General features: G+C 34.8%; 19 protein-coding genes and 3 pseudogenes. 17 read left to right on the forward strand and 5 right to left on the reverse strand.

Features of this window, described 5'->3' with window-relative positions; translation table 11 throughout:
- Nucleotides 1-358 precede the first annotated feature (358 nt).
- Nucleotides 359-1,306: a 4-(cytidine 5'-diphospho)-2-C-methyl-D-erythritol kinase gene (ispE, locus tag SYN6308_RS10825; RefSeq protein WP_017294461.1), complete on the reverse strand. Its 948-nt coding sequence runs from the start codon at nucleotides 1,304-1,306 to the stop codon at nucleotides 359-361.
- Nucleotides 1,307-1,418: 112 nt separating this feature from the next.
- Here ispE and SYN6308_RS10830 point away from each other — a divergent pair, with 112 nt between their 5' ends.
- The 11 genes from SYN6308_RS10830 (at nucleotide 1,419) to SYN6308_RS10880 (ending at nucleotide 10,303) form a co-directional block, all read left to right on the forward strand.
- Nucleotides 1,419-1,700, forward strand: coding sequence for a DUF3288 family protein (locus SYN6308_RS10830; protein WP_017294462.1), 282 nt, complete (start codon nucleotides 1,419-1,421; stop codon nucleotides 1,698-1,700).
- Between the two features lie 186 nt (nucleotides 1,701-1,886).
- On the forward strand, nucleotides 1,887-2,105 hold the full coding sequence (locus SYN6308_RS10835; protein ID WP_017294463.1) for an antitoxin family protein: 219 nt from the start codon (nucleotides 1,887-1,889) through the stop codon (nucleotides 2,103-2,105).
- Complete coding sequence (locus SYN6308_RS10840) at nucleotides 2,092-2,490, forward strand: type II toxin-antitoxin system VapC family toxin (protein WP_237741210.1); 399 nt, start codon at nucleotides 2,092-2,094, stop codon at nucleotides 2,488-2,490. The genes SYN6308_RS10835 and SYN6308_RS10840 overlap by 14 nt, the downstream gene beginning before the upstream one ends.
- Before the next feature lie 127 nt (nucleotides 2,491-2,617).
- Nucleotides 2,618-5,791 (forward strand): valine--tRNA ligase, encoded by a 3,174-nt coding sequence (locus SYN6308_RS10845; RefSeq protein WP_017294465.1) that lies wholly within the window; start codon nucleotides 2,618-2,620, stop codon nucleotides 5,789-5,791.
- A gap of 245 nt (nucleotides 5,792-6,036) precedes the next feature.
- Nucleotides 6,037-6,372, forward strand: a complete 336-nt coding sequence (locus tag SYN6308_RS10850; protein ID WP_202803858.1) for an NADH-quinone oxidoreductase subunit K — start codon at nucleotides 6,037-6,039, stop codon at nucleotides 6,370-6,372.
- Nucleotides 6,372-7,823, forward strand: coding sequence for a cation:proton antiporter (locus SYN6308_RS10855; protein ID WP_017294467.1), 1,452 nt, complete (start codon nucleotides 6,372-6,374; stop codon nucleotides 7,821-7,823). Before SYN6308_RS10850 ends, SYN6308_RS10855 begins: the two co-directional genes overlap by 1 nt.
- A gap of 141 nt (nucleotides 7,824-7,964) precedes the next feature.
- On the forward strand, nucleotides 7,965-8,348 hold the full coding sequence (locus SYN6308_RS10860; RefSeq protein WP_017294468.1) for a Na+/H+ antiporter subunit E: 384 nt from the start codon (nucleotides 7,965-7,967) through the stop codon (nucleotides 8,346-8,348).
- On the forward strand, nucleotides 8,345-8,602 hold the full coding sequence (locus SYN6308_RS10865) for a hypothetical protein (RefSeq protein ID WP_017294469.1): 258 nt from the start codon (nucleotides 8,345-8,347) through the stop codon (nucleotides 8,600-8,602). The genes SYN6308_RS10860 and SYN6308_RS10865 overlap by 4 nt, the downstream gene beginning before the upstream one ends.
- Before the next feature lie 155 nt (nucleotides 8,603-8,757).
- Nucleotides 8,758-9,066 (forward strand): monovalent cation/H(+) antiporter subunit G, encoded by a 309-nt coding sequence (locus tag SYN6308_RS10870; protein ID WP_017294470.1) that lies wholly within the window; start codon nucleotides 8,758-8,760, stop codon nucleotides 9,064-9,066.
- 5 nt (nucleotides 9,067-9,071) lie between these two features.
- Complete coding sequence (locus tag SYN6308_RS10875; protein ID WP_017294471.1) at nucleotides 9,072-9,644, forward strand: DUF4040 domain-containing protein; 573 nt, start codon at nucleotides 9,072-9,074, stop codon at nucleotides 9,642-9,644.
- Nucleotides 9,641-10,303, forward strand: coding sequence for a Na(+)/H(+) antiporter subunit B (locus SYN6308_RS10880; protein ID WP_017294472.1), 663 nt, complete (start codon nucleotides 9,641-9,643; stop codon nucleotides 10,301-10,303). Before SYN6308_RS10875 ends, SYN6308_RS10880 begins: the two co-directional genes overlap by 4 nt.
- A 277-nt stretch (nucleotides 10,304-10,580) precedes the next feature.
- Here SYN6308_RS10880 and SYN6308_RS25775 read toward each other — a convergent pair whose 3' ends face one another.
- Both SYN6308_RS25775 and dxr read right to left on the reverse strand, forming a co-directional pair.
- The gene (locus tag SYN6308_RS25775) at nucleotides 10,581-13,490 is read right to left on the reverse strand and encodes a Calx-beta domain-containing protein (protein WP_017294473.1); all 2,910 of its coding nucleotides are present in this window, start codon (nucleotides 13,488-13,490) and stop codon (nucleotides 10,581-10,583) included.
- Between the two features lie 532 nt (nucleotides 13,491-14,022).
- Nucleotides 14,023-15,192 (reverse strand): 1-deoxy-D-xylulose-5-phosphate reductoisomerase, encoded by a 1,170-nt coding sequence (dxr, locus tag SYN6308_RS10890; RefSeq protein ID WP_017294474.1) that lies wholly within the window; start codon nucleotides 15,190-15,192, stop codon nucleotides 14,023-14,025.
- Between the two features lie 423 nt (nucleotides 15,193-15,615).
- Here dxr and SYN6308_RS10895 point away from each other — a divergent pair.
- The 4 genes and pseudogenes from SYN6308_RS10895 to SYN6308_RS10915 all read left to right on the forward strand — a co-directional run.
- Nucleotides 15,616-15,921 (forward strand): annotated as a pseudogene (locus SYN6308_RS10895) (RNA-guided endonuclease InsQ/TnpB family protein); the annotation flags it as partial.
- Between the two features lie 616 nt (nucleotides 15,922-16,537).
- A pseudogene (locus tag SYN6308_RS24270) lies at nucleotides 16,538-17,422 on the forward strand (reverse transcriptase domain-containing protein); the annotation flags it as partial.
- A pseudogene (locus tag SYN6308_RS10910) lies at nucleotides 17,416-18,213 on the forward strand (RNA-guided endonuclease InsQ/TnpB family protein); the annotation flags it as partial. The pseudogenes SYN6308_RS24270 and SYN6308_RS10910, both read left to right, overlap by 7 nt.
- Before the next feature lie 55 nt (nucleotides 18,214-18,268).
- On the forward strand, nucleotides 18,269-19,105 hold the full coding sequence (locus tag SYN6308_RS10915) for a prephenate/arogenate dehydrogenase (RefSeq protein WP_017294478.1): 837 nt from the start codon (nucleotides 18,269-18,271) through the stop codon (nucleotides 19,103-19,105).
- A 114-nt stretch (nucleotides 19,106-19,219) separates the two neighbouring features.
- Here SYN6308_RS10915 and lgt read toward each other — a convergent pair whose 3' ends face one another.
- Nucleotides 19,220-20,053 (reverse strand): prolipoprotein diacylglyceryl transferase, encoded by an 834-nt coding sequence (gene lgt / locus SYN6308_RS10920; RefSeq protein WP_017294479.1) that lies wholly within the window; start codon nucleotides 20,051-20,053, stop codon nucleotides 19,220-19,222.
- Nucleotides 20,054-20,198: 145 nt separating this feature from the next.
- Here lgt and SYN6308_RS10925 point away from each other — a divergent pair, with 145 nt between their 5' ends.
- A complete protein-coding gene (locus SYN6308_RS10925) occupies nucleotides 20,199-21,530 on the forward strand; it encodes a cytochrome P450 (RefSeq protein ID WP_017294480.1) in 1,332 nt (443 codons plus the stop codon).
- A gap of 157 nt (nucleotides 21,531-21,687) precedes the next feature.
- On the opposite strand, the gene SYN6308_RS10930 is transcribed toward SYN6308_RS10925, so the two are convergent.
- Nucleotides 21,688-23,724, reverse strand: coding sequence for a thioredoxin domain-containing protein (locus tag SYN6308_RS10930; protein ID WP_017294481.1), 2,037 nt, complete (start codon nucleotides 23,722-23,724; stop codon nucleotides 21,688-21,690).
- A 219-nt stretch (nucleotides 23,725-23,943) separates the two neighbouring features.
- On the opposite strand from SYN6308_RS10930, the gene dusB reads away from it, so the two are divergent.
- Entirely contained in the window at nucleotides 23,944-24,948 is a 1,005-nt protein-coding gene (gene dusB, locus SYN6308_RS10935; protein WP_017294482.1) for a tRNA dihydrouridine synthase DusB, read from the forward strand.
- The last annotated feature ends 245 nt before the right edge of the window (nucleotides 24,949-25,193 follow it).

The following is a 25,193-nucleotide window of genomic DNA, read 5'->3' on the forward strand; positions in this document are numbered from 1 at the left end:
GAAAGTAATAAATAATGAGTCTGAGGGGCGACAATTAAGCTAAACAGAGGGGATCAGTAAGGGATTTAAGATGATAATCTGTATAAAGATGAGATATTTTCAGTTTTTATATTAATTGCTATAAAAAAAAATGTTTCAACTTCCCCAATTTTATCAGGATCATTTAAAAAATCAGTTTAATTTACCTCAATATTTAACTCTTTGTCTTTTAGTTCAAAATCTTAAAACTGTTATCCGCATTTATTCCTACATCTCCTCGTAAGATAATTTCTACATTTGCCCATGCTTTTTTCAACCGCCATAATAACCATGAAATAAACTTAATTGTTGCCCCAAGAATAAAAGTTACACAGATATTTTAATGTTCGATCGACACAATACCATGAGGACACATTTGGGCTACCCAAAAATGGAGATTAGGATCATTAATACTATTTTGCACTTTTTGGACGATCGAGTTGGCTTCTTTTTCTGTAGTACATAAAGCAAAAACCGTTGGGCCTGATCCAGACATCATCGAACCCAATACATTTTCTTGCTTAAAGGCAGTTATAAGCTCTGATACCGCAGGATATTCAGGTAAAACGATTTTTTCAAGGTCATTATATAATAGTCGCCCTATTGCCTCAGTATCTTTGGCTGTAATCGCTTTCACCAATTCTCCACTGTGTACTTTATGAGTGCGACTTTTCGCTTCTTCCCCATCAGAAACATAAAGATGGTTATACTGTTCTCGATAGCTATTATAAGCCCAAGGGGTAGAAACTCCTAAATTACTATATTTAGCAAGGATAACCCATATATCCGTTAAATCCGACAAAGGCTCAATTTCTTCCCCTCTTCCTGTGGCGATCGAAGTACCTCCAGATATACAAAAAGGCACATCCGAACCTAACAAACTCCCTAATTCTCGTAATTCTGGTTGTGTTAGTCCTAATGACCACATTAAATTAATGCCGACTAATACACCAGCGCCATTCGTTGAGCCTCCCGCAAGTCCTGCGGCTACAGGGATATTTTTTTCTATGGTAATATCCACTCCGCCAAAATTTCGTGCCGATTGGGGGTATTTTTTCTGCATTAAAGCCACGGCTTTATAGGCTAAGTTGCTATCATCTAAAGGTACTTGCGGATTTTGACAATATAACCGTATTTTATCTGTACCATTTGCCCGTATATGAATTATATCTCCTAAATTGACACTTTGCATAATCATCACCAATTCGTGATAACCGTCGGCTCGATCGCCTATAATTTCTAAGTGTAGATTAATTTTAGCAGGGGCAAATAAGGAGTAAGATTGCATAAGTAATGGAGAATGGAGAATTGAGAATTGAGAATGGAGAATGGAGAATGGAGAATGGAGAATGGAGAATTAACACCTATTACCTATTACCTAACACTTAACATCTAAAATCATGAGTATAGATCAAAAACACCCTTTAGGACATATCGATCGAGAAATCATCAAAAAAATATTTGTTGAGGGTAAAACTGATTATAACTTAGCAGAGGTAGCAAGATTAAAAATTCGTTACCAAAATTTCCCCGGGGCGCGAGATATTCAGTATGATTTAGATACGATCGTTAAAGAGTGGGATATGACAGAAGAAGAACTATTCAGTAAAGCTAGAAGTTTACACAGTTCAGGATCAATATACCGTAAACCGTCCCAAGAAGATCAAGAAGATTGGAGTTAATCATTAAGATTAATTACAACATTGCAAAAGTTTTATACTTGTGAAGGCTATAGCTTTGTATTACAAAAAATATTATTGCCCATTCCCTATTTTCATCAATATCAAATTATTCCCATGGTTCGTATAATCAGAATCAAAAGCGTTTACAATAAATATATGAATTATCTTAGGGGTTAATAAATTGTCATGCAAAAATTGTTAGCAATCTATGAAAATGGATTATTACGTCCTTTAAACAATCCTAATTTACCAGAAAACACTAAAGTTAATATAGTAATTGAAAGTAATGTAACTTTACCTCACTCATTATCACAATTTGCTGGTATTCTTAGTGATCAAGAAGCTGAAGAAATAGAAAATATTATTAATCAAGAATTTAACATTGTTAATAATGATGAATGGTAATGTCAATATTGCACTAGATACATCCGTTGTAATTCGTTATTTAAACGGTAATTTAGAAATAGTTAATTATATTGTACAATATTCAACTATTATTCTTCCCGTAACCGTAGTTGGGGAGTTAATATTTGGTGCTGAAAATTCAGCGAAAAAATTAACAAATTTAACAAAATATTTGCAATTTATTGATGCTTGTATTGTTTTACCAATGGGAAGAAAAACTGCAGAAATTTATGCTCAAACTCGTTTTCAATTAAAGCAAAAAGGAAAACCAATACCTGAAAATGATATTTGGATTGCTTCCCAATGTATAGAAAATAACTGGATTTTAGTCACTTGTGATAGTGATTTTACTTATATCGATGGTTTATCTATTCAACAATGGTAAATTAAAATTTTAGATGAAAACTTTGGATATATTTTGATCATGTATCAATATTTTTTATTATTTGTAATTTATATTCTCCTATCCAATCCCTATATAATAGTAAATTGCCTATTTATAGATAATTTTTATGACAGAATCTCAATATATATTACCACCTCAATACGAGCCTCAAGCTACTGAGGCGAAATGGCAAGAGTTTTGGAAAAACAAGGAAACCTTTAAAGCCAATCCAGAAAAAGAAGGGGAGGCTTACGCCATTGTTATCCCCCCTCCCAATGTCACGGGTAAACTTCATATGGGACACGCTTTTAATACATCCCTCATCGATACCTTGATTCGTTATCACCGCATGACGGGAAAAAATACCCTCTGTTTACCCGGTACAGATCATGCTAGTATTGCGGTACAAACCATTATTGAAAAGCAACTCAAGGAAGAAGGTAAAACCCGTTACGATTTAGGGAGAGAGAAATTTTTAGAAAAGGCTTGGCAATGGCGCACAGAATCAGGAGGCGCTATTGTTAATCAACTCCAAAAACTAGGTTTATCAGCAGATTGGAGTCGTGAAAGATTCACCCTCGATGAAGAATTATGCACCGCCGTTAAAACTGCTTTCATTAAGTTATATGAAGAAGGCTTGATTTATCGGGGGAATTATATGGTTAACTGGTGTCCAGAATCTCAGTCTGCTGTGTCAGATTTAGAAGTAGAAAACAAAGAAGTTGACGGCAATTTATGGCATTTGCGTTACCCTTTGAGTGAGGGAGACGAGTATATCGAAGTAGCCACGACACGCCCCGAAACTATGTTAGGAGATACTGCCGTTGCGGTGAATCCCCATGATGAGCGTTATCAACATCTTATCGGCAAAACTCTCATTCTTCCCATTACCTTCCGAGAAATTCCTATTATTGCTGATGAATTTGTCGATCGAACTTTTGGTACGGGATGTGTTAAAGTGACACCAGCGCATGATCCAAACGATTTTCAGATGGGTAAGCGTCATAATCTGCCTTTTATCAACATTTTAAACAAAGACGGCACGATTAATGAAAACGGAGGAGAATTTGCAGGGCAAGATAGATTTGTAGCGAGAAAAAATATTGTTAACCGTCTGGAGGAAGAAGAATTTTTAGTCAAAGTAGAAGCCTATCGTCATAGTGTACCCTATAGCGATCGAGGAAAAGTACCCATTGAGCCTCTTATTTCTACTCAATGGTATGTGAAAATAGAACCTTTAGCCCAAAATGCTTTACAAGAATTAGATAATAACCACTCTCCCCATTTTGTACCCGAAAGATGGCAAAAAGTCTATCGAGATTGGTTAGTAAAAATTCAAGATTGGTGTATTTCTCGTCAACTGTGGTGGGGACATCAAATTCCTGCATGGTATATTGTGAGTAAAACTGGGGGAGAAATTGCCGATGATACTCCCTTTGTGGTTGCCTTCAATGCTGATGAAGCTAAAGAAAAAGCGATCGAACTTTATGGAGAAGATATTATTATACAACAAGACCCAGATGTTTTAGATACATGGTTTTCCTCTGGATTATGGCCATTTTCCACTATGGGATGGCCTCATGATACCGATGATTTAGCCAAATATTATCCTAACACAACTATGGTGACGGGATTTGATATTATCTTTTTTTGGGTAGCCAGAATGACCATGATGGCGAGACACTTTACTGATAAAATGCCCTTTAAGGATGTCTATATTCATGGTTTGGTAAGGGATGAAAACGGCAAAAAAATGTCTAAGTCTGCCAATAACGGCATCGATCCTTTATTATTAACTGATAAATACGGTACTGATGCCCTAAGATATACTTTAATTCGAGAAGTAGCTGGTGCAGGACAAGATATTAGTTTACAATACGATCGAACCACTGATGAATCTGATTCGGTGGAAGCTAGTCGTAACTTTGCGAATAAGTTATGGAATGCCGCGCGTTTCGTGTTGATGAATTTGGAAGGTAAGACACCGCAACAATTAGGTTATCCCCATTTACAGCAACTAGAGTTATCGGATAAATGGATACTGTCAAGATTTAATCAAGTTGTCAAACAAACCAGAGAAAATATTGAGAATTACGGCTTAGGGGAAGCAGCGAAAGGATTATACGAATTTATCTGGGGTGACTTTTGCGATTCTTACATCGAATTAGTGAAAACCCGTTTATGGATAAAAGGGGAGTCTTCCTCTCGTGTCGTGGCGCAACAAACTCTGGCTTATGTCTTGGAGGGAATACTAAAACTTTTACATCCCTTTATGCCTCACATCACCGAAGAAATTTGGCACACCTTGACACAAAATGATAATGATAGTTTAGCCTTACAATCTTTTCCAAATGTTGACGAATTAATCAACCTTTCTCCCTCTCCCATAGTTGATACTCCCATGATGACGATCGATCGTACCGATGAGGGTACAATTATTAAGTTAGGGAATCAAGTAGTAAGTTTATTAGATCAATTACCTGATCAGGTTAGTGGATTTATCCGCAAATATCAACAACCTTTCACTCTTTTAGGGATAATTTTCGTAACTTTCTTAATTTTAGAGCTAATTTCTTCCATTCTCACAGCTATTCACGATTTTCCTCTTTTAGCACCCTTTTTACAATTAGTGGGATTATTCTATGGTTTATGGTTTAGTTATGAAAATCTGGTGTTTGCCGAAGCTAGACAGAAAACTTGGCAACAGTTAAACACATGGAAAGAGGAAATTTTTGGACATCCCAGTAATGATACAGTTGTAGCTTTAGAATTTGCTTCTCCTCAAGTAATTATTATTCCCTTAACTACCCTCATCGATAATGAGTTAGAAAACTCCTTTAGTTTATCATTTGAGACGATTCGATCGATTCGTAACCTCCGCGCGGAAGCCGAAATTAAACCGGGGGTTAAAGTTAACGTGATTCTTCAATCAGACAATGAGACAGAAAGGAAGATTTTAAGTCAAACTCAAACTTATATCAAGGAGTTGGCAAAAGTAGAGCATCTCACCATTACTGATAGTTTAACAGAAGAAATCTCAAAGGCAATTGCTTCAGTTGTCGGCACAATTCAAATATTGATACCTTTAGACGGTATTATTGACATTGAAAAATTGACGGTAAAACTAGAGAAAAAACTAGGCAAAATCGAGAGTGAAATTAAATCCTTAGAAGGGCGCTTAAACAATGCTAATTTCGTTAATAAAGCACCTCAAGAGATTATCCAGACTGCCCAAAATGCTTTAAATGAAAGTAAAATTCAAGCAGAAATTTTGCAAAACAGAATCAATTTACTGAAATAAATTAATAATTAACAATTAACAATTAACAGTCTCAATTCTCAATTCTTCATTCTTTATTCTCAATTCTCCATTCCTGATTCATCGCTTATAATAAAAATTTATTTTAATGATTAAAATGATTAAAAATTGTTAACTAATATCTCTTTCCTTACTCAAGGCTATAACTTATTATAGAACTTATAGACGAAATTCTATGATTTATTATATTAATATTGCTTAAAATTTATATTTATGAATAAAGTACCATGATTATATTAGAAAGTTTTGTTTTGTTGACAATCCTCTGTGGATTTTTCGGTATTCTCCTGAAAGAGAATTTGTTAATGAAAACTATCTCTATGGATATTATGAGTACAGGAATTATTGCCTATTATGTGTTTATTGCTTCCCGTGATGGATTATTTACCCCTATTATCACGGAAAAAGTAGTTAGCTATGCCGATCCTGTACCACAAGCGATAATTTTAACTGCCATCGTCATTGGTTTTTCTACTCAAGCCTTAATGTTAGTAGCAATAATGAAATTAGCAAAAAATAATCCCACTTTAGAAACAAAAGAAATTGAAAAAAATAACAGTTAATGATTAATTTTACTATTGCGTGGATTACCTTACCTTTTATCTTAGGTTTTGTTATTTATTTGTTACCTAAATTTGATAAATATTTAGCACTATTTGGTGTTTTAATTTCTTTGGGTTATAGTTTAACAATATTGTTGACTAATCAATCTTTAAATTTAGAGTTATTAGATAATTTTGGGGTTACTTTAACTGTTGATAATCTCAGTAGTTATTTTGTTTTAACTAATTCGATCGTAACTCTAGCGGTGATAATATATTGTTGGCAGAGGGAAAAAATAGCCTTTTTTTATGCGCAAATTATTCTCTTACATGGCAGTTTAAATTCTGCTTTTCTTACCACAGATTTTATTAGTTTATATGTTGCCTTAGAAGTTATCGGCATGATAGCTTTTGTTTTAATTGCTTATCCTCGCACGGATAAATCAATTTGGGTAGCATTTCGTTATCTATTTGTCGGTGGTATTGTTTTGTTATTCTATTTAGCAGGGGCAATTTTAGTTTATAAAGCGAATCTTTCTTTTCGCTTTGAAGGTTTAATCAATGCACCCCCTGAAGCATTAGTGTTGATTATTTTAGGCTTATTTGTCAAAGGAGGAGTTTTCCTTTCGGGGTTATGGTTGCCTCTAACTCACTCAGAAGCAGAAACTCCAGTATCGGCATTGCTATCGGGGATTGTGGTAAAAGCCAGTATCTTACCGTTAATTCGATGTGCGGCTATTAGCGAAGATGTTGATTTCATCGTTAGAGTTTTTGCGGTGGCAACGGCATTATTGGGAGTTGTTTATGCTTTATTTGAAAAAGATATTAAGAGATTATTAGCCTTTTCTAGTATTTCTCAAATGGGGTTTATTCTTGCTTCTCCTTCTGTCGGTGGATTTTATGCTTTAACTCACGGATTGGCAAAATGTACTCTATTTTTATGTGCTGGTAATTTACCTTCTCGAAACTTATCAGAATTAAAAAATCAACCAATAAATATTAATCTTTGGATTCCTTTATCTTTAGCTTCTTTATCTGCGGTAGGTTTTCCTTTTTTCTCTAGTTTTGAGGCAAAAGCATTAACTTATCAAAATCTCTTACCTTGGCAAGTTATTCCCATGAATATTATTGCTGTTGGTACTGGTATTTATCTTGTACAATTAATTTTATTACCCTATAAAAAGAATGCACAACCAAAAAAATATCCTTATTTAGAATTAGCTGTAACAATTTTAATTATTAGTATTCTTGCCGCTAATATAATTTATTTTTCAGCCTATAGTTTTATCAATATTCTTAAGGCTTTAATTACTTTTGCTATTAGTTGTTTCTGTTACGCTTTTATTTTCCGAAAAAATACTATTCAAATATCTCGTACTTTAGAACAATTTGAGCATTTAGTCGGTTTTATGACTTTGATTCCAGTTTTACTATATTGTATTTTATTAATGGTTCATAGTCCATCATTATAATCATGGATAATGGATAATGCTTCAGTTAAACATTAAATTAAAATATTCATTACTTTTAACTTCTTATTTTTTAGTGTTTAACATCAAACTTAATCAAATAATTCTCAATTTTCAATTCTCAATTCTCAATTAATTTAATTTATGATTTTATCTATAATTTTAAGGTTAACAATTTGGTTTTTACTTACGTCAGATTTGAGTCTGATTAATATTATTATAGGGATTTTAATTGCTTTTTTGTTACCACAAAATCCCCCCGAAAGACAGTCAATTAAAGATTGGATACATTTGTTAGGAGAATTATTTATTTCTATTGTTCAAGCCTATAAGGAAGCTATAGAAATAATTATTTTTCCCCATGCTTATGAAGGTTTAACTGTGCAAAGAGTGCCACCAAATCGATCGAAATATTTAATATTTTTAGATGTATTTCTAATCACTTTTACACCCAAAACCATCGTACTCAAATATAACGAAGAAGGATGGTTTACTATCCATAGAATTTTAAGGAAAAAAACACCATGAATATTATCTTAATCATCATGATTTTAACTTTATTAATCCCCATTTATGAGACATGGCATAATGAAGATATTTGGCAAAAAATGTTAGCCTTTTCTAGTATTTCTTGTAAAAGTGCCATTCTCACTTTATTTATTTCCGTTTTACGAGATGATTGGATGATTGGTATTGTAGGAGTAATTATGTTAACGGTAGGTAATGCGGGATTGATGTTATTAGCACAAGTACAAAAACGCATGAGAAATTTAAGTAATTAACAATTAGCAATTAATAATTTTAAAATCCCTCCCTATTCACTATTTATTATTCATTCTCAATTCTTAATTCTTAATTCTCAATTCTTAATTCTCAATTCTCAATTCTCAATTCTTAATTCTTAATTCTTAATTCTTAATTCTTAATTCTTAATTCTATGACTAATTTTATGCCCTATTTTTTGATTATATTAGGTTTAATTTTTTGGCTATGGGGTACAGCTTATTTATTAAGTAAACGTAATCCCCTTTATAAACTTCACTGGCTTTCGGTGTCGGATACTTTAGGTTCAATGGCTATTGTTGTAGGATTATTATGGAAGATACCCGGTGAATGGCCTTTGTTAGTACTTGCTATTATTTCCCTAGCTATGTGGAATACCATGTTGGGTTATGTATTGGCGTATTGTTCAACAGAGCATCAAAATGCTCATAATTCTGAAACAGATTTGATTTCTAATACTTAATTTTTATGAATAATCCTGATTTATTTGTTTATGTCATCGTCGCCTTATTACCATTGTCGGCTTTTTTGTTGGTAATTCAAGTTAATCCCTATGATGCTTTAGTAGTTCGATGTACTTTGGGCGCCATCGCAGCTTTAGTTTATGCTATTTTGGGTGCAGGAGATGTGGCTTTAACGGAGGCTTTAATGGGTACACTGTTAGCCATATCATTGTACGTTATTGCGGTTCGATCGTCCTTAGTGATGCGTTTAGGGGTGTTAAAAGAGGATTCATCAAATGTTAATGACTCAGAGAAAGAGAATTTATTTTTATCATTGATAGACAGTTTTAAATCGATAATTGCTAAATATTATTTACGGTTAGAGTTAATTAATTATAACGATCGAGATAGTTTAGAAAATGCTTTAAAAGCAAAAGATGTTCATGGTATTTTGTACCCTGATAACTTAGAAAAAAATTCTTATCAAACTATTTTAAGAATCGAGAGATTATACGAAATTTTTACAGCTCAAAAATCTAATTTTAATTCTAATTTAACTTATATTAATTATCCTGAAAATCAAAGTAAAAAATCATGAAAATAGTTTATTTAATCGCAGGAATTGCTCTTTTTCTCAAAATATTAATCATTCCTAATCCGATGTTAGAATCTGAGGAAGTTTTTATCGTAGAAACCATTGTGGAGGAGACGGGAGTAACTAATGCAGTATCTGGAATTATTTTTCGCAATCGTCTTTATGATACCATCAGCGAAGTGGTCGTATTTACGATCGCAATCTTAGGGGTACAATATCTTTTCGGGGATGAAACTCCTTCTACAAAAGTATATCGCTTTACCGACGAACCATCCATCGTACTTGCTCGTTTAGCCGCAACTATTTCCGCCTTAGTGGGCATAGAATTAGCCTTAAGGGGACATTTATCCCCCGGAGGAGGATTCGCCGCTGGAGTAGCCCTTGGTACAGCTATTGGCTTAATTGTGATCACTTCTTCTATTCAATCAATGGAAAAAATTTATCAAGATTATAATGCTTCTAAATGGGAAAAATTTATCGTAGTTTTATTTATAATTTTATCCACTATAACATTGATGGGTTTTGAATTACCTTACGGAAATTTAGGTTCATTAATCAGTGGTGGGATAATTCCCATATTAAATATATTAGTTGCTTTAAAAGTTGGTTTAGGTTCTTGGGCGGTTATTTTACTTTTTATTCGCTATCGAGGATTGTTGTAATTATAGAGATAGGAGACAGGAGATAGGAGACAGGAGAAATACCTAAAGTTCCAAATTTTAAGACTTTATTCTACTTCAGTTCGATGCAAGAATGTTTGATAAGGGCAGGTTTCAGGTTTCAGGTGTAATTTTCAGAAGATTATATAATTTGATCAAAGAATTGAAGATAAAAAAATCAATTAAGATATATTTTTTTTGTCAATTCTTTAACCTAATACCTGACACCTGACACCTTTACAGCACAAAAAATTTTATCTCGAACTGAGGTTAATTCTACTTAGGTTTCTACAAAAATATTTTGATTTGTCATGGCTAAACCTGTATTAAGAGTCGCAATTCTGACGGCAGGAATTAATCCTGTACCATCTTCATCAAATACTAAAGCACCATTACTACTATTATAAATAAAACGATGACTACTATTAGTTGCATCCGTACCAATTATGAACGCAGAAGATGCTAAATTAGCATTAGCGGTTAAATTAGTGGCAAAACCAGAGGCTGAGATGACAATTTTATCGTCAGTGACAGAAAAATCAGTAATGGTGTCCACTCCTTCATCAGCATATTTGAATACAAATCGATCGACCCCAGTACCTCCTGTTAAAGTATCATTACCAGAGGCGGAAACAAGAGTATCATTACCACTACCACCGTTAAGATTATCATTACCAGTGCCACCTAGTAAAATATCATTTCCGTTACCGCCAAGAAGTCGATCGTTTCCATTGCCACCATTTAAGTTATCATTACCATCAGAGCCATTTAAACTATCATTACCATCAAAGCCTCGCAAGGTGTCATTGGCGGTGTTTCCCGTAAGGGTATCTGCATTACTTGTGCCTAGAAGAACAAGTCCATTGACATCATCATTAGTAATAGTACCGATACCTTGACTATCAATGATGGTGGCATTAGTGGCGTTACTCAGGTTAACAAAGAAATTTTCATTGGCTTCTACTGCCGTATCTCCATTAACTACCACAGAAATAGTTTTACTGGTTTCATTGGTAGCAAAAGTTAAACTACCTGTTTTGGCAATATAGTCACTTCCTGCGATCGCTGTACCATTGGCTGTGGCATAATTAACGGTAATTGGTTGCAACGCTGTACCCGTGCGAGTGACAGTAAACACTAGAGTTTTAGTACCGCTATTACCTTCTGAGATTGTTACATCATTAATTCGTAAACTGGGAAAATCATCATTAGTAATGGTGCCGATACCTTGACTATCACTGATGGTGGCATTAGTGGCATTACTCAGGTTAACAAAGAAATTTTCATTGAGTTCTACTGTATTATCACCATTGACTATTACAGAAATAGTTTTAGTGGTTTCGTTAATACCAAAGGTTAAAATACCCGTTTTGGCGATATAGTCACTTCCTGCTGTGGCTGTTCCATTGGCGGTGGTATAGTTAACGCTAATATTATTGTATGGTGTACCTGAACGGGTAACGGTAAAAACAAGAGTTTTAGTTCCGTTATTACCTTCAATTACACTAACATTATTGATGGAAAGAGTCGGGTTAATTTCTACAGGTGCGATCGTAACAGTTTGATCGGAAAATTTTAGTTTTTGAATACCATACAAAACATCTACACCATCTCGATTGTTAACACTATCGGTGATAGTAAATACTCCTTGATTATTCGTCCAAGAATATTGTGAACGAGTCCCCGTAAAAATGGCAATGTCATCTCCTAAACCACCGTAAAGAGTATCATTCCCAACACTTCCTTCTAAAGAATCGTTGCCTCGCTCTCCGAATAATCGATCGTTTCCGCTTCTACCTTGAAGAGTATCATTGCCTAAACCGCCAAATAAATCATCGGAAGCATTGCTACCGGTTATCAGAGAATTATTGGTGACGTTATTAAAATTGAACTGATTTCCTTGTAATTGATTAGCTCTCAAACCATTGATTTTGAGACGATAGAAATAATCACTACTATTAGACAAATTATAACGAGTGGTAATTTGAGCTGTGCCATTTTCATCTTCTCCTAAAAGAATCAGAAGAGTGGTATAGTCACTGATACCGATGTTTCTTAAATCTATTTTATCTTGACCGATGACAAAATCAGCAACAATGTTTGTTTCACGAGTAAAAGCCGAAGATTCAAAATACTCTAAAGCAAATAAGTCATTACCTGCACCACCATAAAGGGTATCATCACCTAAACCACCTTGTAAGACATCGTTACCTTGTTCCCCGAATAGTCGATCGTTTCCATTTCTACCTTGAAGGGTATCATTGCCTAAACCGCCAAATAAATCATCGGAGGCATTACTACCTATTGTGACAGAGCTAGTATTGACGATGCTAAAATTAAAGTCACTGGCTTTTAACTGATTCTCTCTCAAACCATTGATTTTGAGACGATAGAAATAATCACTACTATTAGACAAATTATAACGAGTGGTAATTTGAGCAGTACCGTTTTCATCTTCTCCTAAAAGAAGCAAAATAGTTCCGAAATCGCTGATGCCAATATTTCTTAAATCTATTTTATCTTGACCAATCACAAAATCAGCGACAATGTTTGTTTCACGAGTAAAAGCCGAAGATTCAAAATACTCTAAAGCAAATAAGTCATTACCTGCACCACCATAAAGGGTATCATCACCTAATCCCCCTTGTAATACGTCGTTGCCTTGTTCCCCGAATAATCGATCGTTTCCATTTCTACCTTGAAGAGTGTCATCGCCCAAACCACCAAATAAATCATCGGCGGCATTAGTACCTATTATGACAGAGCTAGTATTGACGATGCTAAAATTAAAGTCACTGGCTTTTAACTGATTCGCTCTCAAACCATTGATTTTGAGACGATAGAAATAATCACTACTATTAGACAAATTATAACGGGTGGTAATTTGTGCTGTACCATTCTCATCTTCTCCTAAAAGAATCAGAATTGTGCCAAAATCACTGATACCAATATTTCTTAAATCTATTTTATCTTGACCAGAAACAAAGTCAGTGACAATATCAGTATTACGAGTAAAGGAAGAAGACTCAAAATATTCTAAAGCAAATAAGTCGTTACCTGCTCCACCGGAAAGAATATCATTCCCTAAACCACCAGAAAGAGTATCATTTCCACCTAATCCATTAATAGTTTCATTGGCGGAAGTTCCTAAAATATTGTCATTTCCAGAAGTGCCATCTATGATTGTCATGGGTTTTTAAATTTCTAAGATTTTTTATGTAAAGATTATTTTTTAGTTATCATACCACATAAGTTAAAGTATTCAACTATTGATAATTATTTTGTGACAAAATTTTTTTTAAAATGAAAAAAAAGGATAAGAGATAGGATATAGTAATAATAATTGATTTAAACATTATTTAAATTGATTTTTAAGAATATTTAACTAATTTTAATTGTTGAAAATGAACAAAGTTTTATTAGCGACAAATGTTGGGAACTTTATTATCAAGGTTTTCTATAGTTCACGAAGGTTAATAGTGATATTTCTAGATCAATTTTTTAAATTTTGTTCAACTATTTAATTAAATTAATGGAAGGTAAAATTAATAATCAATGGTTTTTTATCAATGTTTTACTTAATACCTAACATCTTGTATTTACTCAGATAAAAGTTACCTAGAATCATTGTTTTTATGCAATTTTAATAATATAAGGTGGTTGGTGGGCGTTGCCCACCCTACTTAACTACTTAACTGAGTTATTGATTAACATTTAAGTACTTAGGTTAGCACGGATAATTTATCTAAAACCTGTTGTCTTGCCCATTGATCGGCGTGTAAAATATCTTCTAAGCTAGGATTTGATTTATTTTGACTAGAAAAACGATCGCACACAGATTCAATGATGCGCGGAATATCGAGAAAACCGATTTTTTCCTGTAAAAATAACGCCACAACTTGCTCATTCGCCGCATTTAATACCGCAGGAAGACAACCTCCAGCCCGTCCAGCATCATAGGCTAATTGCATACAAGGATATTTACTATGATCTGGTTCACGGAAGGTTAAACTACCTACTTTCACTAAATCTAAGGTTTCCCAGTTGGTAGGGATTCGATCGGGATAAGATAAGGCATAGAGTAGGGGTAAACGCATATCTGCCCACCCTAATTGAGCTAATACTGATGTATCCTGTAGCTCGATCATGGAATGTATGATGCTTTGAGGATGGATAACTATATCAATATCATCATAGTCTAAACCGAATAGATAATGAGCTTCAATCACTTCTAAACCTTTATTCATCAAGGTTGCAGAGTCGATCGTGATCTTTTGTCCCATAGACCAGTTAGGATGTTTTAAGGCATCTTTAACGGTTACACTAGCCAATTTTTCTACGGGTAAATCACGAAATGAGCCACCAGAAGCGGTTAAAATGATTTTGCGTAAGCCTTTTTCGGGTACACCTTGTAAACACTGAAAAATTGCTGAATGTTCGGAGTCTGCGGGTAACAATTTGACACCGTATTCTTTAATTAAAGGTAATACTACAGGTGCACCAGCAATGAGGGTTTCTTTATTGGCTAAGGCGATGTCTTTTCCTGCTTTAATGGCGGTGATGGTGGGTAATAATCCTGCACAGCCCACAATACCAGTCACCACGCTTTGCGCTTTGCCATACTTGGCTACTTCACAAATAGCATCTTTTCCTGCTAATAGAATAGGTTGTTGGGGGCAATCTTCGATCGAACTTTTCAATTCTAATAGCTTATCAGGATTTTGAATGGCTACAATCTCAGGGTTAAATTCTCGAATTTGTTCCGCTAAAAGGGTGATATTATTTCCAGCGGCTAACCCCACTACTTGAAATCCATCGGGATTTTCCCTTACTATATCTAAAGTTTGAGTTCCGATCGAGCCTGTTGAACCTAGTATAGAAATTAGTTTCATAAATTAATATATAAATTTTATGATCAATATCTTATACCAATTTCAGTACATCAAAAAGAACGACTAAAGTTGTCACTACAAACTAGCTAAAGATAGAAGATGAAAGCTCGATCGAACTCAAGGGAAATCATCTACAATCATTGTTCTAAGCAAAAATTTCCGATTTACTACGGATATAGAAATAGAAAAAAGTGCGGAGATTATTACTAATATTTTCCTCAAAGTTTTTAACTAAATAAAGAAAGAAGTCCCACGCTGAATTTTTCTACAAAAACGCCCACAAAATCAGCGTGGGGGCTGCTACGCAGTGCCTTCGGCAGGAATTTCTTTGATCATAACAGAGTCCGATAGGACATTTCTTTCTCCAAAATCAAAATCTTATGCTAAGATGGTTTTTATCACCAACTAAGATTGTTAGTAAAGATGCACAAAGCAATAAAAGTAAGATTATATCCCACAAATGAACAAGCCCAAAAACTGAGTCAAGTTATGGGTTGTGCTAGATGGTGGTATAACTACGCTCTAAACTTGTGTAACGAAACCTATAAAGCAACTGGCAAAGGGTTGACTCAGATAGCTTTGAATAAGCATTTGCCGAAGCTCAAAAAAGAAGAAGATACACTTTGGTTGAAGGATTGCTATTCGCAAGTGTTGCAATCGGCGACTCTTAATCTCACTAAAGCGTTTAGGAACTTTTTTGAAGGTAGAGCAAAATATCCAAAATTCAAGTGTGCGACTCGTTCTAGTAAAAGTTTAGGTTAAAACACCAAAACGTAAGCTAGGCAAGGTTTACAATTATGTACCTTGACAACTCTATATCCTTGTAGGTGAAAACCCTACCCGTTATTGTCAACGTGACAGCATAGCATAGCCCACAGTGAATTGAAGTGGTATCTCATACGCTGAAGCTGGGTTAAAAGGTGGTAACTGAAAGCCTAAATTTGGAACCCCATCGAGCAATTTAACTATGACTACGAAAGGAATCCTTGTCTGAATCATCGTAAATTGGAACTAGCCAAATAAGGCTGATAGGCTAGACCAAAATGGTAATATCCTACTGTACTAGCAAAATACTTGATCTGAACTAGGGACAAATACAAAGGGTCGATGGAGAAAGGAAGTCTAAGGTTGAGAAATACTGCGGTTCACCTGAACTGGCAGAAGGATATAGGGAACGAAGTAACCTCTCATAATCTCTCAAAGAGGTCGAACAATTTGAGTAGTAACCAGCGTAAGATTATGGGAGACAGGATTGTTCAAGAAGCCAACGCTTTTATGTAACGTAAAAGATACGCTGACGTGAACACTTTGATAAACAATATAAAGTCAATGAAGTAGCAAAATTATGACGAAGGTAAAACCTATCGATAAACTGAATAACTGGCAAACATGGTCATCCATTAATTGGAAGATTGTGGAACGCCAAGTGTACAGACTACAAAAGCGAATTTATAGAGCGAGTCAGAATGGTAATGTCAAGTTGGTTCACAGCTTACAAAGATTACTCGTAAAATCTTACTACGGGAAAATTCTAGCTACCAGAAAAGTAACTCAGGATAATCAAGGAAAGAAAACAGCAGGAGTGGACGGAGTTAAATCTTTGACCCCAAAGCAACGCCTAGAGATTACAGGTCAATTAAATCTTAAAGGCAAATGTAAACCCACAAGAAGGGTGAACATACCTAAACCTAACGGAGAAACAAGACCACTGGGAATACCATGTATTGTAGATAGAATCAAACAAGGAATAGTTAAATTAGCCATTGAACCCCAATGGGAAGCAAAATTTGAACCGAACAGCTATGGATTTCGACCAGCAAGGTCTTGTCATGACGCAATCGGACAAATATTCAACGCAATAAAAGTAAAACCTAAATATGTGTTGGATGCCGATATTGCCAAGTGTTTTGACAGAATAGACCACAATAAATTACTTGCAAAACTTGAAACCTACCCACAATTAAAACGTGAGATTAAATCATGGTTAAAAAGTGGATACATGGACAGTAAACAACTATTTCCTACCAAAGAAGGTACACCACAGGGAGGTGTAATTTCCCCATTATTAGCAAATATAGCCTTACACGGTTTAGAATTAGAACTTAAAAAGTTTGCTCGGACATGGAAAGGTAATAAGTGGAAAAACGAACATTCTCTTAGCATAATCCGATATGCAGATGACTTTGTTATTTTACACAAAGATATTGAAAGAATATTCCAATGCAGGGAGAAATTAAAACTGTTACTGTAAGTAAAACCCCTACGGGAAAATACTTTGCGTCTATTCTCTTTGAAACTGAGCAAGATTTTCCTGAAGTAACTATTACGGGGAAAGTCTGTGGTATTGACTTGGGAATAAAAGACTTCGCCATAGTAAATGATGGTGAAAAAACCAGTAAATACCCTAATCCCAACCACTTAAAAAAACATGAGAAAAACCTAGCACGAAAACAACAAAAATTAGCCCGTAAGAAAAAAGGCTCTAAAAATAGAGAAAGAGCATCGAAGCTAGTAGCTAAAGTCCACGAACATACAAGTAATGCCCGTCACGACTTCTTACATAAACTTTCCAGAAAGATTGTCAATGGCAATCAGGTAGTAGTCGTAGAGAAACTGAATATCAAGGGTATGGTTCGCAATCACTGTTTAGCCAAAGCTATATCTGATGTGGGATGGGGAACTTTCATCAATTACTTAGACTATAAACTCAAACTTCATGGTGGGTTATTACTCGAAATTGATCGATGGTTTCCTAGTTCTAAAACCTGTTCTAATTGCTTATATCAAATGTCAGAAATGCCGTTAGATGTAAGAGAATGGACTTGTCCTAGTTGTGGTGCAGTCCACGATCGAGACGAGAATGCCAGTAAAAACATTAGGGCAAAAGGCATCAGAATTATACAGACGGATGGAATAGCCGTTTCTGCATCTGGAGGCACTGTAAGACCAAAGGGCGGACGCAAGTCCGTCTTGAGGCATGAGCCTGTGAAAGATGAAGCCTACACTATACCGTTAGGTTAGTGTAGGTAGTTCACTATATAATCAACAGTTATGATAAATTAGTTACAAATCATTTATGAAAATAGGTATTATTGGTTTAGGCTTAATCGGAGGCTCGTTGGCTTTAGATTTAACCAATCTTGGTTATCATGTTATCGGGGTTTCTCGTCAATTAAAAACTTGTAATCAGGCGATCGAGCGAAGCATAGTAAGTCAAGCTAGTACTGAATTTGATATTTTGGCTCAAACAGAAGTAATTTTTATTTGTACCCCCATAGGCTCAATTTTAATTACCTTAGAGAGAATAATTAAGCATTTACCACCTGATGTTATTATTACAGATGTAGGTTCTGTTAAAGGTTCGATCGTACCTCAAGCTACGGAATTATGGGCTAATTTTGTCGGCGCTCACCCCATGGCAGGTACAGCAAATCAAGGCATTGAAGCCGTAGAAGCGAATTTATTTAAAAATGCACCCTGTGTTATCACTCCCTTAGAAAATACCTCGACAAAAAATGTGGAGAGAGTGAAAAACATCTGGCATGAGGTGGGTTGCAAAATATATGAAACCACTCCAGAAATACACGATCGAGCTGTAGCATGGATTTCTCATTTACCCGTAATGATTAGTGCTAATTTGATTAATAGTTGCATCAATCATGAAAATCAAGAAGTAGTAAATATGGCGAAAAAATTGGCAAGTTCGGGATTTAAAGACACCAGCAGAGTGGGGGGAGGAAATCCAGAATTAGGCTTAATGATGGCACAATATAATAAAGAACAATTATTAAATTCTTTGAAAGAATATCAACAAAATTTAAGCCTAATTATTAACGATATTGAAACAGAAAAATGGGAAAATTTAGAGCATCTTTTAACCAAAACGAACCAAGAAAGACCTAATTTTCTTTAATGCCTCTATATTTTATTTTATACAAAATCTCAAAACCTTAATTTTTTATTTTTTAACCTAAAACCTAACACGCCATACCTATCATCATTAAAAAACTTTTTCAGTAAACTCCAATTATTTATTCCTAATATCAGGTAAATATTTATTAAGAATATATAACCAAATTAAGCCGATAATTCCTAGGATGATCGAACTTATGCTAACAACTTGAGCAATTCTTAAAAATCCTAACATTAAACTATCCATTCTAAAACCTTCAATCCAAACTCTCCCTAAACTATAGGCAATTAAATAGGATAAAAATATTGTACCACTTTTCAATTTATGATTATTTTTAACCCCCCAAAAAAACAAAATAATTAATAAGATAAAAACTCCGAAATTCCAGAGAGATTCATATAAAAAAGTTGGATGAAAATAGGCAAAATTAATATATTCAAGAGGGCGACTATTAGGAGGGATATATAATTTCCAAGGCAGATTTGTCGGACTGCCAAAGGCTTCGGAATTAAAAAAATTGCCCCATCTACCTATGGCTTGTCCTAAAATTAAAGAAGGTGCAATCACATCAGCTAATTCCCAAAAAGATTGACGCTGAATTTTAGCAAAAATTACCATAGCAATTATGCCTCCAATAATTGCACCATGAATGGCAATTCCTCCTTTCCAAATGGCAATTATATCTTGAGGATGTTGGGCGTAATTTTGCCACTCAAATAAGACATAATAAATTCTTGCCATAGGAATTGCACCCACTACTAACCAGAGAATTAAATCACTAATTAAATCAGGATCAATGTTACGATATTTACCTAATTTTTGAGCAATAAATACGCCAATTAAAACCGCCGAAGCAATTAAAAATCCATACCATCTTAAACTAATAAATCCTAAATCTAATAATATAGGACCGGGCGATCGAAATTGTGAAATAAAAAAATTTATCATTATTATTTTGTGATAAAATCAGGTATTAAATTTTAAATGTTATCATGTTAGAATATTCGATCGAACCATAGCAAGATAAAATTATTGGAAAAAAATAAAATCATAGTATTGTATTTTAATATTATTAACCGCAATTTTATTGATTATGACCACTAACTCTGATTTAAAATCCTTACCTTTACCCCCCGGAGATTCTGGATTACCCTTCATTGGTGAAACCCTTAATTTTTTGTTCGATCGAAATTTTAATACCAAAAAAATCGCTAAATACGGTAAAATTTTTAAAACCAATATTTTCGGCAATCCTTCCGTTACCATGATAGGAGGAGAAGCCAACGAGTTTTTATTTCGCCACGAAAATCAATACGTCGTCTCAACTTGGCCTAAAAGTACTAGAATTTTATTAGGAAAAACATCCCTAGCTGTCAAAAGTGGTGATTTTCATACCTCAAGACGCAAAATATTAGCTCAAGCCTTTCAACCACGAGTATTAGCCAGTTATTTACCCACTATCGAAGCTATTACCGAAAATTATCTCGAAAAATGGTCAAAATTAGGAGAATTTGCTTGGTATCCCGAATTAAGACATTATACCTTTGACATTGCCGCCAAACTATTTGTAGGATTAGACAACGGCTCAGAAACTCGATTATGCGCTTTATTTGAGGAATGGTGTAACGGTTTGTTTAGTATTCCTGTCAACTTGCCTTTTACCAAATTCGGCAAAGCGCTGAAATGCCGTGAAGAAATGTTACGAGAAATCGAAGTTATCGTTCAACAAAGACAAGGGCAAGATAATATAAAATCTGATGCTTTAAGTTTATTATTGACAGCAGAAGACGAAAATGGCCATCGATTAACCTTAGAAGAATTAAAAGATCAAGTATTATTATTGTTATTTGCAGGTCATGAAACCTTAACATCTGCGATCGCATCTTTTTGTTTATTAACCGCTCAACATCCCCAAGTTTTAGCTAAAATTAGACAAGAGCAAGAAACCTTAAACTATAAACCTCCCTTTAGTTTAGAACAATTAAAGGAAATGACCTATTTAGAGCAAGTTTTAAAAGAAGTGTTGCGGTTAATTCCTCCCGTTGGCGGTGGTTTTCGTCAAGCCATTGAAGATTTCTCCTATGAAGGTTACTACATTCCTAAAGGTTGGACAGTACAATATCAAATTGCCCAAACCCACCAAGACGAGACTCTCTACCATGATAAAGATAAATTTGAGCCCGATCGATTTTCCCCTGAAAATAGCGTAGAGAAACAAAAAAAATTCGGTTTTGTGCCTTTTGGTGGTGGTTTAAGGGAATGTATCGGCAAGGAATTTGCTCGATTGGAAATGCGAGTGTTTGCTTCTTTATTAACTCAAAAAGCTGAATGGGAATTGTCACCAAATCAAGATTTAACCATGCAACTTATTCCCACCCCTCACCCCAAAGACGGGTTAAAAGTCAGATTAACCATGAGAAATTAGGTATTAATCAATCAATCACCGTGTAATGAATTACACGGCTAATATTTTACGTTCAATAAATTGAACTTTCTTTATTAATTTTCAATGATTTTTCATTTTTTAACCTAATACCTAACACCCTTTCCGATACCTCCCCTCATCAAAATACTTTTTTTCATCAACCCCTACCTAATTGTGCTATGATTTCTTCAAAATTCATGGCAGGTTCAAGACAAGATGACTTTTGACACACGATCGCAATTTTATCTTTAGGTAAATCCTCGGTGACTCGATACACCGCAGTTGGGTAGTATTTTTGATTAAGTTTTTGCTTAATTTCGGCGGTGGTTTTTACACTTTTACCATGAAAATACCAGTTTAAAGCCATAAAAATACTAGGGCAACTGGTGGGAGATTTTGTCATAATTTCACTGAATAATTGTAAAGTTTTTTCGGCTTTTTCAAAGTATTCATTATTATCGGTAAATAAGCCTAATCTGATTAAATTTGCGATCGAAATTCCGTTAGCACAAGGAGTAGCATTGTCAATATAACTCTTTTCTTTGATTAATAAATCTTCGGCATTATCATCACTATTATTATAGTAACCCCCTTGAGTTCGATCGAGACAAAAATGATCAAATTCTTCTTGTACTTTGATAGCTTTAGTTAAATAATAGTTAGCATTATCCTCAGAATTTTGAGCTAAATCTAACAAAGCCTTAATGAAAAAACTATAGTCTTCAGCTTGAGCAAAAATACTAACTTTTCCATCATAATTTAATCGATAAAGTCGATCGTTTTCCCATTGATGATTAAGAATAAAATTAGTTGCCTTTTCGGCTAATTCTAAATAATTTTTATCTTGAAAAACACCATAAGCCCTAGCTAATCCCGAAATCATTAAACTATTCCATGCTAAAATCATTTTAGTATCGGTAACGGGAGGAATGCGCCCACTCCAAGGCAAATTTTTTGCTTCCTGATTATCTTTAGCAGGGGTAAATTTATTTAAAGTAATTGAACTTTCACCATAACGGATAATGAATAACTTTTCTAAGATATTTTTAATATCTTCATTTATGGGCATATCTTCTAATTTTTGTAAAACATTTTTTCCCTCAAAATTGCCATTTTGTGAAATAGTAAAAGTATCTTCTAATAGACTTAATTCTTCATTTGATAAAATCTCATTTAATTCTTGATAATGCCACACATAAAAATCCCCTTCTTCAGGTTCAAAATCATTAATACTGGCAAAATTATCAGCATCTTGGGAGGCATAAAAATAACCTTCTTCCGCCGTCATTTCTCTTTTTAACCAATTTAATGTACCATCACAAGCAATTTTAAAATCAGGATTTTCGATGCCATTACTCCACAAATTCGCCAAAAATTCCATGATTAAACCATTATCATAGAGCATTTTTTCAAAGTGGGGTACTGTCCAAGTTGCATCTACAGTATAGCGATGAAAACCACCCCCAACATGATCATATATGCCACCATTAACTAAATCTTTACCCCGACGAATCACTAATTTTTGACAGTTTTCATCACTTACCGAACCTTGTAAAATAAGATTACTATAGGGCATCATGGGAAAGCGAGGCGAACCATAATCATTTCGATCGAGAACTCTGCTATTATTCTCTATACCTTTAGTCAACAATTCCAGCGTCAATAAATCATCAGAAGTGGAAAATACCTGAGAATTATCTTGTAAGCTCTTGACGATTTCCTCTTTTAGTGGTAGTAATTTATCCTTTTGTTGATGATAAAAATTATGAATAGCTTGGAGAATTTGCAAAAAACCGGGTTTGCCGTAACGAGGTTCAAGGGGGAAGTATGTACCACCGTAAAAAGGTACTAAATCATCAGGAGTGAGGAAGATATTTAAAGGCCATCCGCCTTGCCCAGTCATCATTTGCAAAGCTGTCATATATATACTATCAATATCTGGACGCTCCTCTCGATCGACCTTAATAGTGACAAAATGTTCGTTAAGGTAATCTGCGATCGATTGATCAGAAAAAGCCTCCCCTTCCATCACCGTACACCAATGACAGCTAGAGTAACCAATAGAGAGAAAAATAGGCTTATCTTGAGATTTAGCGAGATTTAGAGCTTCATTATCCCAAGAAAACCAATTAATCGGGTTATGAGCGTGTTTTCTTAAATATAAACTTTGACTATTAACAAGACTATTTGTCATAAAAATATTACTTAATTAATTTGAATATTGATCAAAATAGGGAATAGTGCTTTTATAGTGAAACACCTTAACACCTTTGCATCTTAACACCTTTGCATCTTTGCGTCTTTGCGTCTTTGCGTGACAAACAACATCACCTATAATGACCTTAGTAGGATATGGACTGTTGATTAATATCTAACGCCCAAATTCCTCATACATTTAATCATAATAAACTCCATGGGTTTTAGTTTATCCTCTGAATTGCAACAAAAACTGTCAACACCCTTAAAAATAGGCTCAGTGACAATCAATAGCCGAGTGTTACAATCCCCTCTTTCTGGGGTGACAGATTTAGTCTTTCGCCGTTTAGTGAGAAAATATGCTCCCGAATCCATGACTTACACAGAGATGGTAAGCGCCACAGAAATTCATCACCTCAAGGAATTACCCAAACTGATGGAAATTGATCCCCATGAGCAACCTATCAGCATTCAACTATTTGATTGTCGCCCCGATTTTATGGCAGAAGCCGCCCAGAAAGCTGTCAAGGAGGGAGCAAAAACCATTGATATTAACATGGGATGCCCTGTTAACAAGATTACCAAAAAAGGTGGAGGCTCGCGCTTACTACGACAACCTGACATAGCAGAATCGATCGTACGAGAAGTAACAAAAGCAGTGGATGTACCCGTTACGGTAAAAACTCGCTTAGGTTGGAATGATGCGGAAATCAATATCCTCGACTTTGCCCAGAGAATGGAAGACGCAGGAGCAAGTATGATAACTGTCCATGGACGTACTAGAGAACAAGGATACACCGGCACAGCCCGATGGGAGATTATCGCCCAAGTGAAGGAAAAATTAACCATTCCCGTCATTGCCAATGGCGACATTTTTTCTGTGGAAGATGCCCTTCGTTGCCTTGAAATCACCCAAGCTGACGGAGTTATGTGTTCCCGTGGCACTTTAGGTTATCCTTTTTTAGTGGGAGAAATTGACTTTTACCTCAAAAACAACCAAAAATCTGTTTTACCCACCTTAAAAGAGCGTTTAGACTGTGCTAAAGAGCATTTAATTGGTCTATGGCAATACAAAGGACAACGGGGAATTTTTCAAGCCCGAAAACATCTGTCATGGTATTGTAAAGGTTTTAGTGGTGCTTCCGAATTGCGCGATCGATGTTCTCAAATTAACACCGTTGAGGAGGGGTTAAGTTTGTTAGATGAAGCCTTGAGTCGTTAATCATCAATAATTTTGAAGGTGAGTCGATCAAAAAACATATAGAAGGCTCGACATCATTACATTTTTCTACTTGCGGAGGTTTAACAATGTTCAACCCTTACGACAAAATGATTCAAAATCTTATTTATCGCATCTAAAAAAGACAAAAATAAAAACTCCCCTAATTTAAAATAGGAGAGTTTTCAGATAATATATTCAACTCAATAGTTTTAATCAGTTACATTTACTGAGTTGATGAAAGTTAA

It is taken from the genome of Geminocystis herdmanii PCC 6308 (assembly GCF_000332235.1).
GTDB classification, from domain to species: Bacteria; Cyanobacteriota; Cyanobacteriia; order Cyanobacteriales; family Cyanobacteriaceae; genus Geminocystis; species Geminocystis herdmanii.